The sequence below is a fragment of the Aeromonas sp. SER genome, from assembly GCF_038739615.1.
Lineage (GTDB): Bacteria > Pseudomonadota > Gammaproteobacteria > Enterobacterales > Aeromonadaceae > Aeromonas > Aeromonas jandaei.
The window spans coordinates 155,534-167,944 of record NZ_JBCGFC010000010.1 but is presented as its reverse complement, the minus strand read 5'-3'; the positions used below and the strand labels follow the sequence as shown (position 1 = coordinate 167,944).

General features: G+C 61.7%; 10 protein-coding genes and 2 tRNA genes. 4 read left to right on the top strand and 8 right to left on the bottom strand.

The features are described 5' to 3' along the window. From AAHA41_RS15830 to AAHA41_RS15820, 3 genes are all read right to left on the bottom strand, one after another. A partial coding sequence (locus AAHA41_RS15830; RefSeq protein ID WP_342697332.1) for a GTP-binding protein occupies positions 1 to 521 on the bottom strand: 521 nt, incomplete at its 3' end. 173 nt (positions 522 to 694) lie between these two features. Beyond that, a tRNA-Gly gene (locus AAHA41_RS15825) sits at positions 695 to 769 on the bottom strand. 38 nt (positions 770 to 807) lie between these two features. Then, positions 808 to 892: transfer RNA gene (locus AAHA41_RS15820), tRNA-Tyr, on the bottom strand. Between the two features lie 264 nt (positions 893 to 1,156). On the opposite strand from AAHA41_RS15820, the gene coaA reads away from it, so the two are divergent. Further along, a complete protein-coding gene (gene coaA, locus AAHA41_RS15815) occupies positions 1,157 to 2,095 on the top strand; it encodes a type I pantothenate kinase (RefSeq protein WP_033114855.1) in 939 nt (312 codons plus the stop codon). A 109-nt stretch (positions 2,096 to 2,204) separates the two neighbouring features. Here coaA and birA read toward each other — a convergent pair whose 3' ends face one another. Both birA and murB read right to left on the bottom strand, forming a co-directional pair. Further along, entirely contained in the window at positions 2,205 to 3,170 is a 966-nt protein-coding gene (birA, locus tag AAHA41_RS15810) for a bifunctional biotin--[acetyl-CoA-carboxylase] ligase/biotin operon repressor BirA (protein ID WP_320655693.1), read from the bottom strand. Beyond that, the gene (murB, locus tag AAHA41_RS15805; protein ID WP_323070082.1) at positions 3,167 to 4,204 is read right to left on the bottom strand and encodes a UDP-N-acetylmuramate dehydrogenase; all 1,038 of its coding nucleotides are present in this window, start codon (positions 4,202 to 4,204) and stop codon (positions 3,167 to 3,169) included. The genes birA and murB overlap by 4 nt, the downstream gene beginning before the upstream one ends. Positions 4,205 to 4,330: 126 nt before the next feature. Here murB and AAHA41_RS15800 point away from each other — a divergent pair, with 126 nt between their 5' ends. Together AAHA41_RS15800 and AAHA41_RS15795 are read left to right on the top strand one after the other, a co-directional pair. Then, entirely contained in the window at positions 4,331 to 4,984 is a 654-nt protein-coding gene (locus AAHA41_RS15800) for a TrkA family potassium uptake protein (protein ID WP_041209574.1), read from the top strand. Beyond that, positions 4,981 to 6,336 (top strand): TrkH family potassium uptake protein, encoded by a 1,356-nt coding sequence (locus tag AAHA41_RS15795; RefSeq protein ID WP_323070083.1) that lies wholly within the window; start codon positions 4,981 to 4,983, stop codon positions 6,334 to 6,336. Before AAHA41_RS15800 ends, AAHA41_RS15795 begins: the two co-directional genes overlap by 4 nt. Positions 6,337 to 6,412: 76 nt before the next feature. Here the strand turns inward: AAHA41_RS15795 and AAHA41_RS15790 are convergent, their stop codons facing one another. The 3 genes from AAHA41_RS15790 to AAHA41_RS15780 all read right to left on the bottom strand — a co-directional run bounded on the left by AAHA41_RS15790 (position 6,413) and on the right by AAHA41_RS15780 (position 10,991). Further along, the gene (locus AAHA41_RS15790; RefSeq protein WP_323070085.1) at positions 6,413 to 8,407 is read right to left on the bottom strand and encodes a DNA topoisomerase III; all 1,995 of its coding nucleotides are present in this window, start codon (positions 8,405 to 8,407) and stop codon (positions 6,413 to 6,415) included. Between the two features lie 67 nt (positions 8,408 to 8,474). Further along, a complete protein-coding gene (locus AAHA41_RS15785) occupies positions 8,475 to 8,972 on the bottom strand; it encodes a response regulator (RefSeq protein WP_323070086.1) in 498 nt (165 codons plus the stop codon). A 54-nt stretch (positions 8,973 to 9,026) separates the two neighbouring features. After that, positions 9,027 to 10,991, bottom strand: a complete 1,965-nt coding sequence (locus tag AAHA41_RS15780; RefSeq protein WP_201909027.1) for an ATP-binding protein — start codon at positions 10,989 to 10,991, stop codon at positions 9,027 to 9,029. 276 nt (positions 10,992 to 11,267) lie between these two features. On the opposite strand from AAHA41_RS15780, the gene AAHA41_RS15775 reads away from it, so the two are divergent. Next, positions 11,268 to 12,398: a NapC/NirT family cytochrome c gene (locus AAHA41_RS15775; RefSeq protein WP_043850759.1), complete on the top strand. Its 1,131-nt coding sequence runs from the start codon at positions 11,268 to 11,270 to the stop codon at positions 12,396 to 12,398. Positions 12,399 to 12,411 lie beyond the last annotated feature (13 nt).

The window sequence follows — 12,411 nt, the reverse complement described above, 5'->3', positions numbered from 1 at the left end:
GAACCACGGACTACCGGCAGGTCATCACCCGGGAAGTCGTACTCGGACAGCAGTTCGCGAACTTCCATCTCGACCAGTTCCAGCAGCTCTTCGTCATCTACCATGTCACACTTGTTCATGAACACGATGATGTACGGAACGCCTACCTGACGACCCAGCAGGATGTGCTCACGAGTCTGCGGCATCGGGCCGTCAGTCGCTGCTACTACCAGGATCGCGCCGTCCATCTGGGCAGCACCGGTGATCATGTTTTTAACGTAGTCGGCGTGACCCGGGCAGTCTACGTGCGCGTAGTGACGGGTAGCGGTGTCGTATTCTACGTGGGAGGTGTTGATGGTGATACCACGCTCACGCTCTTCCGGTGCCTTGTCGATCTGGTCGAAGGCGAAAGCTTTACCACCGAAGTGCTTGGCCAGCACGTTGGTGATAGCTGCAGTCAGGGTGGTTTTACCGTGGTCAACGTGGCCGATGGTACCCACGTTAACGTGCGGTTTATTACGCTCAAATTTTTCTTTAGACATGATCGTCCCTCTAAACTAACGCTGAGTACGCGGTGGCAAGCTAACCACAGAACAGTTTATATGATGGATTTGAATCTGGTGGGGAAGAGAGGCTGGTGCTGACAGACAGGTTCGACTGCCGACTTCACCCTGAGGGCGTAGCTCTTGGTATCGCCTGAGCCATATCAGCATCTTGGAGCGGGCAGCGGGAATCGAACCCGCATCATCAGCTTGGAAGGCTGAGGTAATAGCCATTATACGATGCCCGCATTTCTCTAACCCAAAGAACTCAAACCGCAGAGAAATATGGTGGAGGGAGAAGGATTCGAACCTTCGAAGGCAGAGCCGTCAGATTTACAGTCTGATCCCTTTGGCCGCTCGGGAACCCCTCCAGATGCCAGATTGTCACAGTGGTAATTCTGCTTGCACCCACTGTTTTTTATCGCTTTTGCCGAGCAAACAGGCGACAGACATCCAAGCGTCGCGCATTTTATTGTAAGGATTTGGGGGATGCAACCATTGCACCTTGCAAAATGTGGATTATTGCCGGGATCCGGGCAAAAAAGTGGAGGGATTCAGGCCAATCTGGATGCGTCCCTTGTCGCTCTCCACCCCTTGGTGTATGGTCGCCGTGCCAAAGAAACAGTGATGACACCATGACGACAGAGCATAACCCCTATCTGCAATTCACCCGCGAAAAATGGGCGTTATTGCGCGATTCGGTCCCCCTGACCCTGACCGAACACGATCTGCAAACCCTGCGCGGGATCAACGAAAAGGTGTCATTGAAGGAGGTAGAGGAGATCTATCTGCCCCTCTCCCGCCTGCTCAATCTCTATGTCAAAGCCAAGCAGCGCCGTAGCCGGGTACTGGAACAGTTCCTCGGCCAGTCGCGCGGCAAGGGTACTTATATCATCAGCATCGCCGGCAGTGTGGCGGGGGGCAAAAGCACCACGGCTCGTATCCTGCAAGCACTGCTGGAACGCTGGCCGGAGCACCCGCGGGTGGAGCTGGTCACCACCGACGGCTTTCTCTACCCAAACAAGGTCTTGGAAGAGCGTGGCCTGATGCGCCGCAAGGGGTTCCCGGAATCCTACGACATCCGCCATCTGGTGGAGTTTGTCGCCAATATCCGGGCCGGCCACGAGAAGGTGGAAGCACCGGTCTACTCCCACCTTATCTACGACATCATCCCTGACGAGAAGAAGGTGGTGGAGCAGCCGGACATCCTGATCCTGGAAGGGCTCAATGTACTGCAGAGCGGCATGGATTATCCGCAGGAACCGCACCGGGTGTTTGTCTCCGATTTCGTCGACTTCTCCATCTATGTGGATGCCGAAGCCGACCTGCTGCGCACCTGGTATATCGAGCGCTTCCTCAAGTTCCGCAGTGGCGCTTTCTCGGACCCGGACTCCTACTTCCACCACTACGCCAAGCTGACCGAGAGCGAAGCGACCCAGATCGCCAACAACATCTGGCAGGATATCAACTATCTCAATCTGCAGGAGAACATCCTGCCGACCCGAGAGCGGGCCAACCTGATCCTGACCAAGGGCAACGAGCACGCCATCGAACAGATCAAGCTGCGCAAATAAGGACGGCAGTTCGCACAGTTCCGGATAGCCGGATAACCCGGATAACAAAGAGGGGACCCGCAGGTCCCCTCTCTTTTTTGTCGCTAACGATTATCGTCAGGCGCAACGCTCAATCACCCCGGCGCAGGGAGAGTTCGCCACCCAGATAGAACTTGGTGCCCTCTTCCGTCTCGAGCCGCAGGGCGCCGCGATCGTCGATACCACGGGCGATACCGCGGATCTCCTGCTCCCCCATCAAGAGACGGACAGGGCGACCGGCAAAGTGGTCGAGCCGGTTCCACTGATCGACAAAGCTCGCCAATCCGCTCTGCTCGAAGGTCTGCATCGCCCGCTGCAGATAGGCGATCATCCGGGCAGCGAGCTCATTGCGATCAACCAGCTCGGGATTGATGTGGCGCAACTCGGCCCAAGCCTGATCGATCTTCTCCCCTTCGCGGGACGGCATCGCCAGATTGAGGCCGATACCGATCACCAGATGGCAACTGGCACCGGCGCTGCCGCTCATCTCCACCAGAATACCCGCCAGCTTGCGCCCCTGATAGTAGAGATCGTTGGGCCACTTCAGCTCGACGCCGTGATAACCGAGCGACTCCAGCGCCTCTACCACGGCAACACCAACCGCCAGACTCAGCCCCATGGCGGCAGCCATCCCCTGCTCCAGCCGCCAGTACATGCTGAGGATCAGCTGGCAACCAAACGGCGAGACCCAAGGCTTGCCACGACGACCGCGCCCGGCGGTCTGGCACTCGGCAAGGCAACTCTCGCCAGAGCGCAGTTGATTGACCCTCTCCAGCAGATGCTGGTTGGTCGAACCGATCACCGGGAAGCAGTGCACCGGCGCCATCGGGGCCAGCGCCTGCAGCTTCGCCTCGTCATAGAGCGCCATCGGCACCGCCAGCCGGTAGCCTTTGCCGGTCAGGCTAAAGAGATCCAGCCCCAGCTCCTTGAGTGCGGCCATATGCTTGCTCACTGCCGCCCGGCTGATGCCGAGCTGCTCGCCCAGCTGTTCGCCGGAGTGAAACTGGCCGTCGCTGAGCAGGGTGATCAGGGTCTGTCTGATTGGAGTCAACGTCATGAGAGCACCTCATCGAGCCAGGTTTCACCCTGCGCGCCCATGAAGCGCACCTCGTGTTCCAGCACCACACCAAACTTCTGCTCCACGCTGTCGCGCACGTGGGCCGCCAACGCGATCAGCTCCATGGCGCTGGCGCCCCCCAGATTGACCAGTACCAGCGCCTGCTCCTGATGAACGGCGGCGCGGCCGATGGCAAATCCCTTGAGACCGCACTGATCGATGAGCCAGCCAGCCGCCAGCTTGGCTTGCCCCTCCCCGGCCGGATAACAGGGCATCTGCGGATATGTCAGTTTGAGCGAATCGGCCAGCGCGGCGGGCACCACCGGATTCTTGAAGAAACTGCCGGCGTTGCCGAGTACGGCGGGATCCGGCAGCTTGGCCTTGCGGGTGGCGCAGACGGTGTCGAAGATGGCCTGAGCACTCGGCTGGCCGCCAAGCGCGGCCAGCGGGCCATAGCCCAGCACCGGCTGCCACGCCTTGGGCAACTTGAGGCCGACCGCGGTGATCAGATGGGAGTCCTGATACTCGTGCTTGAAGATGCTGTCGCGATAGCCGAAGCGGCACTGCTGCGCCTCGATCCGCTCGATCTCGCCGCTCTGCCAGTTGAAGGCCTCGACATAGGCACAGAAGTTCGCCAACTCGACCCCGTAGGCGCCGATGTTCTGCACCGGAGCAGCCCCGACCGTGCCGGGGATGAGCGCCAGATTCTCCAGTCCGTACCACCCCTGTTGCAGGGTATGGCAGACCAGCTGATGCCAATCCTCACCCGCTGCGACATGGAGCAGCCAGTGATCGCCCTGATCCTGAGCGGTAATTCCCTTGAGCCGGTTGAGCACCACCAGACCGTGGAAGTCGGTCGTAAACAGCACATTGCTGCCACCACCCAGGTTCAGACGGGGCAGTGTATTCAGCTCGGTATCACTTCGCAGGGCAGCCAGATCAGCGATCAGCTCCACCTCGGCCAACCAGAGGCAGTAAGCATCGAGGGCGAGGGTGTTGAGTTTCAACAAGGAGGCGTTGGCATTCAGTTTCATCTGTCTATCCCGGCTTGGTGCAAGGACGCAGTCTACCTCAAGTTGCCGGTGACGAAAAATCTGTGCTCTTTTCGGACGAATAACAGTGGTTTAGAGTAGTCAGCTTCAACTGTTGAGGAATAACTCATGAACAACCAGTTTGCCGTCATCGGCCTGGGCCTGTTTGGCAGCGCGCTGTGCGAAGAGCTGCAGCGGCAGGATGCCGAGGTGCTGGCTATCGATATCGACGAGAGCAAGACCCGCCAAATCGCCACCCTCTGCAACCACGTCGTCGTGGCGGATGCCACCGATGAGGCCACCGTCGCCGAGCTGGGGCTGGCCAACTTCGACATCGTCTTCGTCGCCATCGGTGACAACCTGGAAACCAGCATCCTCACCACCCTCGTATTGAAAGAGGCGGGTGTGAAGAAGGTGTGGGTGAAGGCACGCGACAAGTTCCACGCCAAGATCCTGCAGAAAGTGGGCGCCGACAAGGTGATCAACCCCGAGTGGGACATGGGCCGCCGGGTCGCGCAGAGCATGCTCGACAACCGCCTGTTCGACTATCTGGAACTGGGTCACGACATGGTGCTGACCGAGTTTGTCATCGGCTTGCAGCAAAATGGCAAGGCGCTCAGCGACTTCCACCTGTTGCAGCAGAACGACTTCCAGCTGCTCGCCATCAAGCGCGGCGATGTGCTGCACAACGTGCTGACCGGCAAGATGGAGCTGCAACTGGGTGACATCCTCATCCTGGCAGGCAACAAACACGCGATCGACCACTGGCTGGAAACCCTATGACCCGTTGGCGCAACAGCTTTGCCTTCGCCCTTCACCGGGAGGATGACTCCCGCTGGAGCGAGGCCAAGCTGATCCTTGGCAGCTTTCTGATCATCCTGCTGATAGGTACCGTCTTTCTGGTGCAGCCCTCCAGCCATAACGGCGAGGTGAGCTTCATCAACGCCCTGTTCACCGCCACCTCGGCCATCTGCGTGACAGGTCTTGGCGTGGTGGACACCGGCACCGCCTTCACCCTGCAGGGGCAGATTTTTCTGATCATGTTGATGGAGATTGGCGGGCTGGGGCAGATGACCATGACCCTGCTGCTCATCGCCATCTTCAGCAAGCGGGTCGGCCTGCGCCAGCAGGTACTCGCCAAGGAGGCGCTGGGACAGGAGGGCTCGGTCAACATCATCCAGCTGGTGAAGCGTATCGTGCTGTTCGCCTTCATCGCCCAGCTGATCGGCACCGGCCTGATGGCCATTCGCTGGGTGCCCGAAATGGGTTGGAGTCGCGGCCTCTATGTCAGCTTCTTCCACGCTGTCTCAGCCTTCAACAACGCAGGTTTCTCGCTGTTTGCCAACAACCTGATCAGCTACCGGGATGACCCCCTCATCTGTCTGACCATCGCCGGCCTGCTGATCCTCGGTGGTATCGGCTTTACCGTTATCGTCGATCTGGTGCGCAACCGTCGCTGGCGCAAACTGAAGCTGCACAGCAAGCTGATGATCCTGATGACGCCGGCCCTGTTGCTGCTGGGGACCGTGATCTTCTGGCTGCTGGAGCGCAACAACCCGGGCACTTTTGGCAACGCCGGTATTGGCGGCCAGCTGCTGGCGGCCTTCTTCCAGTCGGCCAGCGCCCGTACCGCAGGTTTCAACTCCATCGACATCGGCCAGATGGTGCCCGCCTCGCTGCTGTTCATGATGATGCTGATGTTTATCGGTGCCGGTGCCACCTCCACCGGTGGTGGTATCAAGGTGACCACCTTTGCCGTGGTGCTGCTGGCGACCAAGGCGTTTCTTACCAAGCGCCCTCACGTCACCGCCTTCGGCCGCACCCTGTCGCCCCAGATCGTCACCCGCTCGCTCGCCATCATCATCGTCAGCACCATGGTGCTGATGCTGGCCATGTTCCTGCTGATGATCACCGACGCCCTGCCGTTCGACAAAATCATGTTCGAAACCATCTCGGCGTTTGCCACCGTCGGCCTCTCCACCGGCATTACCCCGAGCCTGAGCGGCCCGGGTAAGTTCATTCTGGTGCTGGTGATGATCTGCGGCCGTCTCGGCCCGCTCACCCTCGCCTTTATGCTGGCCCGCCCGAGCGAGACCCGCATCAAGTATCCGGAAGAGAGCGTCTACACCGGCTAATGGCTGCTGATCATTACGCCGACAAAAAGAGAGGGGCCATCATGGCCCCTCTCTTTTTCCTGCTGACACCCCATGGTCAGGCCGCCTGGCTTTTGGTCGTCCGCTTGCCCGTGATCCTGCCCGCACTTCTGCCTGAACTCTTGCGAGGTGCAGCGCCGCCAGCAGCCGGACTCTTGCGCTTGGCAAAGCGCCGCTTGCCGGCACCCGGCGCCTCCTTGGGCAGGGCGCTGAAGCTGGCGCCAGAGTCCTGCCGCGCCCCCTCGATCAGGCCGTGCAGCTGCTCGGTGAGCGGCCCCATAAACTGCTGATAGCTGCCGTGACGCTCGGCGATCTGGCCGAGGCTCTGCTCCCACAGCGCCGTCATATCCGGCGTGGTGGCAGTGGCAGGCAGCGCCTGCACCAGTGCCCGCCCGGTCGGTGTCGCCTTGATGCTCTTGCCCTGACGCACCAGAAAGCGGCGCTTGAACAACAGATCGATAATGCCCGCACGGGTCGCCTCGGTGCCAAGGCCGTCGGTCTCGCGCAGGGTTTTGCGGATCTCGGGATCCTGCACATAGCGGGCGATGCCGGTCATGGCCGCCAGCAGGGTGGCATCGGTGAACGACTTGGGCGGCTGGGTCATCTTCTCCTGTAGCTCACCCCGCTCGCACAGCAGCTGCTCCCCCTCTTTAAGAGCAGGCAGGGTTCCGGCCTTCTCTTCGTCGTCATCCTCCTCCACTCCGAGCAGCGCCTTCCAGCCCGCTTTCAGAATGCGGCGTGCCTTGGCCTGAAACAGGCCACCGGCGATGCGCAGAAGCACCTTGCTGTCGTTGTATTCGAACGGGGGATAGAACTGCAGCAGGTACTGGCGGGCAATCAGGCCGTAAAGCTTCGCCTCGTCGGCCCCCAGCGTGGCGGGGTTGCCCTGCTTCTCGGTGGGGATGATGGCGTGGTGGGCATCCACCTTGCTGTCGTTCCACGCCTTGCTGCGGATCTTGCCGTCCGCCTCGCTCACAGCCTTGGCCAACGCTGGAGCAGTGGCGGCGATGGCGCCGCGCACCTGCTCGGCCCGGTTGAAGTGGTCGGTCGGCAGATAACGGCTGTCGGAGCGCGGATAGGTGATGAGCTTGTGGCGCTCGTAGAGACTCTGGCAGATGTCGAGCACCCGCTTGGCATCCATGCCGAAGCGCTTGGCGGCATCAATCTGCAGGCTGGAGAGATTGTAAGGCAGCGGCGCCGCCTGCTTGCGGGCCTGCACCTCCACCGATTCGACCTGTGCGGGCTGACCGTTGATCCGGCTCACCACCTTGTCGGCCAGCGCCCGGTTGAGCACCCGCCCCTCCTCGTCCTGCCACGGCAGGCAGGCTTCGGACGGCAGCCACTTGGCGGTGAAGCGCTCGTTGCTATCGGTCAGCAGATGGGCCAGCACCTCGTAGAAGGGTTTGGGGACGAAGGCCTCGATCTCGAGATCCCGCCGTACCACCAGCCCGAGCAGCGGGGTTTGCACCCGACCGACCGAGAGCAGCTCGCTGCAACCGGCCTTGCGTCCGAGCAGGGTGTAGGCGCGGGTCATGTTGATGCCGTAGAGCCAGTCGGCCCGACTACGAGCCAGCGCCGAGACCGCCAGCGGCACGAACTCCTTGTTGTCTCTGAGCTTGTCGAGGGCGCGGCGCACCGCGGGCGGGTTGAGATCGCTGATGAGGCAGCGCTGCACCGGCCTGGTTTTCGGGTAGCCGAGAAAGTCGATCACCTCGTCCACCAGCAGTTGTCCTTCCCGGTCCGGGTCACCGGCGTTGACCACGCAGTCGGCCTGCTTGATCAGCCGCTTGATGACGGTGAGCTGGGTTTTGGTCTTGGGTTTGGCCACCAGCTGCCACTGGGCGGGGACGATGGGGAGATGCTCCATCCGCCACTGCTTGAAGGCGGCGTCATAGGCATCGGGCTCGGCCTGCTCCAGCAGGTGGCCGATGCACCAGGTGACCACATCCCCCTGGGCGGTCTCGATAAAACCGTCGCCCTTCTTGTGTGGCTTGGGCAGGGCATCGGCAATGGCGCGCCCCAGAGTGGGCTTCTCGGCGATGAAGAGTCGCATCGGTGACTACCTGAAACACTGTATATGCAGACAGTATACAGCGCCTACCGGTAAAGCCCAACCGCGACTATTCGTCGAACGGATTGTCGTGAATGGCGGCAAACAGCCGCGCCTGATTGAGCACGGGGGCATAGTGGAAGGCGTTGTCGCCATCCTCCGTCAGCAGATAGTCGGTCAGCTGCTCGCGCACCGCCTCTTGCAGGATCTCCAGCTTCCACGGCTTGGCGAGGTAATAGTGCAATCCGCCGCGATTGACCGCCTCTATGGTCGCCTCCAGCCCCGCCTGCCCGGTCAGCAGCAGCTTGCGGCTGGCCCGGGTCGCGCTACGCCGGTTCAGCTCCACCAGAAAATCGACCCCCAAGGTCCCCGGCATGATGTGATCGCAGAGGATCAGCGCCAGCCTGCCCCCCTCCCGCTCCCACTCGTGCACCACCTCGCGCGCCTCATCGACGCTCTCGGCGCCATCCAGCTCGAAATGGCTGCGAAACGGTGCGAGGTCGTGGAGCACCGCCTCCAGCACCTCCCGCTCATCGTCCACGCACAGGATCAGATAGTGTTTGTTCATTGCTCCTCCTTGGCGGCGCACCACGGCACGCCTTCTTATGGCAGATGCGTCCGCTCAGGCCGCATGCTCGTTGTGGCGGGGCTCTCCCCCGTAGTCGGCCATCCCGATATCCCCCAGCGGCAGGCAGACCCGCATCCGGGTGTAACGCCCCGGCTCGGAGGCCACCTCGATCCGGCCGTGATGCTGCTGCACTATCTGCAGCGAGACGCTAAGGCCAATGCCGAGGCCGAAGTGCCCCTCCCGCTTGGTGGTGAAGTTGAGATCGAAGATCCGCTGCCACAGCTCGGGCTCGATGCCGCAGCCGCTATCCTCCACCTCCACCATCACCCAGCCGGGCTCCGGCAGGCCGGTGCGCACCGTCAATCTTCCCGGCTCGCTCATGGCATCCAGACTGTTGGCAATGAGGTTGGTCCACACCTGCTGCAGGGCGGCGGGATGGCAGCGCACCAGCGGCAGGGGTTGGTACTCCTTGCAGAGCTCATGCTGCTTGAGGCGGTTTTCGAACATCAGCAGGGTATCTTCCAGCCCCTCGTGCAAGTCCACCAGCGAGGGCTCGTCCCTGTCCTGCCGGGCATACTGCTTGAGGCTCTTGACCAGATCGCCGATGCGGCGGGCACACACCTCGATATTGCGCAGGAAGCTGCCGGTCTGCTGGAACAGCTCCAGCTGCACCAGCAGTGCTTCCCGCTCACTGGCGGTGCGCCCGGCAAACCAGCGTTGCCAGCTCAGCTCGTCATCCAGATTCATCTGCACCGCCAGCCGCGCTTGCTGACGCTCGCCAAAGCGCCGCTCGGCCTGCCGGGTCTTGTCGCGGATCTCGCTGGTCGAGACCGGCTGGGAGGAGAGCGCCTGACAGAGGGTCTGATTGCCCAGCCCCTTGAGGGGGGCGGGCAGTTCGAGGTTGATGAGATCGGGAATGGCGGCGCGCAGGGTCTCGCTACCGCGGATAATGGCCGCCACCGGGTTGTTGAGCTCGTGGGCAACACCGGCCACCAGCTGGCCCAGCATCGCCATCTTCTCGCTCTCCATCAGCTGGGCATGAGCCGCTTCGAGGGAGTCGAGAGTCTGTTGCAACCGCATCTCGGTGCGGATGCTGTTCTGCAGGCGGCGGTTGAAGTGACGCAGCAGCAGGTTGGTAAAGGAGGGGAGCAGCTCGCTGCGCGCCTCCATGACGCGGGAGAACTGCAGCTTGTCGAGCTTGATCACCTCGGCACCGGTCAGGGTCACTCCGGTGGTAAAGGCGGGTTCGCCGGTGACGAAAGACATGCCCCCCACCAGCGCGCCGGAGCGGTAGTGCACCACCTCCTGGTCGACCCCGTGGGCGTCGCGCTTGCGCAGTACCACCTCCCCCTTGGCGATAAACCAGAGGAAGCTGTTGGGCTCCCCCTCGCGGGTCAGCACATGGCCCGGGCTGTAGTGGCGGCAGACCCGCGCCTCATCGTTGCCTTCGAAAAACTGGTAGAGGCCGTCGATCACCACCCGCGACAACTCCTCGTCGCTGCAGCGGGTGTAATCCATAAAGCCCTGACGATACTCGGCCAGCTGGCGATCGACATGGGCCCGCAGCAGCCGCTGGTTGTCGAGCACGGTCGCATAGCTCAGCAGATCCGCCTCTGGGCAGTGGAGCACGAACTGGCTCGCCTGCTCGATGACGGCGCGGCGCAGGCTACCATCGCGCCAGGGGCGCTGCAGGTAGTAGTCGAGGCGGCCAAGGTTGACTGCCTCGATGATCGATTTCATCTCGGGCTGGCTGCCCAGCAGGATCTTGCGGCACGCCTCGTGCTGGCTGCCGAGGCGGATCAGAAAGTCGGCCCCGCGGCCATCCCCCAGATCGCTATCGCACACCACCACGGCCGGCGGCTGCCCCTTGCGCTCCAGCTCCTCAAGCGCCAGCTCGGCCGACTCCTGCCCGGTGGCGACCACCAGCGCAAAGCGGCTGAGCAGCGGGGCCAGCTCCTGTTCGAACTCGGCCAGCAGCTGGACATCGGCGGCGACACACAGCAGGGAGAAAGGGCTCATCAGCGACACTCCGTTGAGGCTCGATCCCGACTATATCAACGAATCCGTCAGGGTTTTGCGAGGGGGCTAACAGCGGCAGAAGAAAGTAAAATAATCATTAAATCGACAATTTGCAGAACTAAATTCGACAAATCAGTCAATAACAAAACATTAATCACAATGTGACGCACATCTTAAAATTCAAACCATGATTGAGGTCAACGCCCCCTGCGCCTCCGATGACTACCATGTACCTACTACTATGTTGGTATTCATCGACCACAGGACACAGCCCCCATGATTGGAAAACTGATAAGAAAAACCTGGTTCTGGCTCCTGCTGCTGGGCGCCATGCTGGGTATCGCCGCCCTCGGCGTCACCGTGACCGTGCTGCACAAGACCAGCTCCACCGAATTCTGCGTCTCCTGCCACTCCATGCAGACCCCGCTGGCCGAGTATCAGGGCAGCGTCCACTTCCAGAACACCAAGGGGATCCGCGCCGAGTGTGCCGACTGCCACATCCCGGGCGACCCCACCTCCTATCTGTGGACCAAGATCCGCGCCGTGAAGGATATCTATCACGAGGCGATCGGCACCCTCGACACGCCCGAGAAATACGAGGCCCACAAGCTGCGGATGGCCCAGACCGTGTGGGACGAGCTGAAAGCCAATGACTCCGCTACCTGCCGCAGTTGCCACAGCTACGCAGCCATGGACATTCTGGCCCAGCGCCCCAACGCCCGTGCCGAGCACCCCATCGCCATCAAGGATGGCCAGACCTGCATCGACTGCCACCGCGGCGTCGCCCACATCATGCCCGACATGAGCGGTCTGGCTGCCGCCGGTGCCAGCGAACTGGCGCAAGCCGCCGCCCAGACCCCGGCCAGCGTCACCACCCGCTACGCCATCGCCACCACCCCGCTCTATCTGGATGCCAGCGCCAAGACCGATGAAGGCACCCTGATGCCCTCCACTCAGGTTGAGATGATGGGCAAGGAGAATGGCCGCGCCCGGGTGCGCATCGATGGCTGGCAGCAGGATGGCGTGAGCGAAGTGTTCTACGCCGCCCCCGGCAAACGGATCCTCAGCGTACTGGTCGGCGATGCCGCCAAGAAAGCGCTGGTCACCGGCAAGAGCGAAACCGACAGCGCCACCAACCTTACCTGGCATCAGGTCAGCCTGACCGCCTGGGTAGACGAGAGCCAGCTCATCGGCGATCAGGGCAAGCTGTGGCAATACGCCTCCACCCTGATGTCCAACAACTGCACCGGTTGCCACGGCCTCACCGCGCTGGATCACTTCAACGCCAACCAGTGGATCGGCGTCATCAAGGGGATGGAGTCTCGTACCTCCCTCACCCCGGAACAGGCACGCATGCTGACCCAGTATGTCCAGAAACACGCCAGCGACATGAGCGCGGCCCACTGAGGCTGGTAGAGGA

What these genes read in the sequence shown, in the direction of transcription:
- AAHA41_RS15785 (WP_323070086.1), bottom strand. Translation starts at nt 8,972, where the DNA reads ATGAACAAACACTATCTGATCCTGTGCGTGGACGATGAGCGGGAGGTG.
- AAHA41_RS15795 (WP_323070083.1), top strand. Translation starts at nt 4,981, where the DNA reads ATGACCCGTTGGCGCAACAGCTTTGCCTTCGCCCTTCACCGGGAGGAT.
- AAHA41_RS15800 (WP_041209574.1), top strand. Translation starts at nt 4,331, where the DNA reads ATGAACAACCAGTTTGCCGTCATCGGCCTGGGCCTGTTTGGCAGCGCG.
- murB (WP_323070082.1), bottom strand. Translation starts at nt 4,204, where the DNA reads ATGAAACTGAATGCCAACGCCTCCTTGTTGAAACTCAACACCCTCGCC.
- AAHA41_RS15780 (WP_201909027.1), bottom strand. Translation starts at nt 10,991, where the DNA reads ATGAGCCCTTTCTCCCTGCTGTGTGTCGCCGCCGATGTCCAGCTGCTG.
- coaA (WP_033114855.1), top strand. Translation starts at nt 1,157, where the DNA reads ATGACGACAGAGCATAACCCCTATCTGCAATTCACCCGCGAAAAATGG.
- birA (WP_320655693.1), bottom strand. Translation starts at nt 3,170, where the DNA reads ATGACGTTGACTCCAATCAGACAGACCCTGATCACCCTGCTCAGCGAC.
- AAHA41_RS15775 (WP_043850759.1), top strand. Translation starts at nt 11,268, where the DNA reads ATGATTGGAAAACTGATAAGAAAAACCTGGTTCTGGCTCCTGCTGCTG.
- AAHA41_RS15790 (WP_323070085.1), bottom strand. Translation starts at nt 8,407, where the DNA reads ATGCGACTCTTCATCGCCGAGAAGCCCACTCTGGGGCGCGCCATTGCC.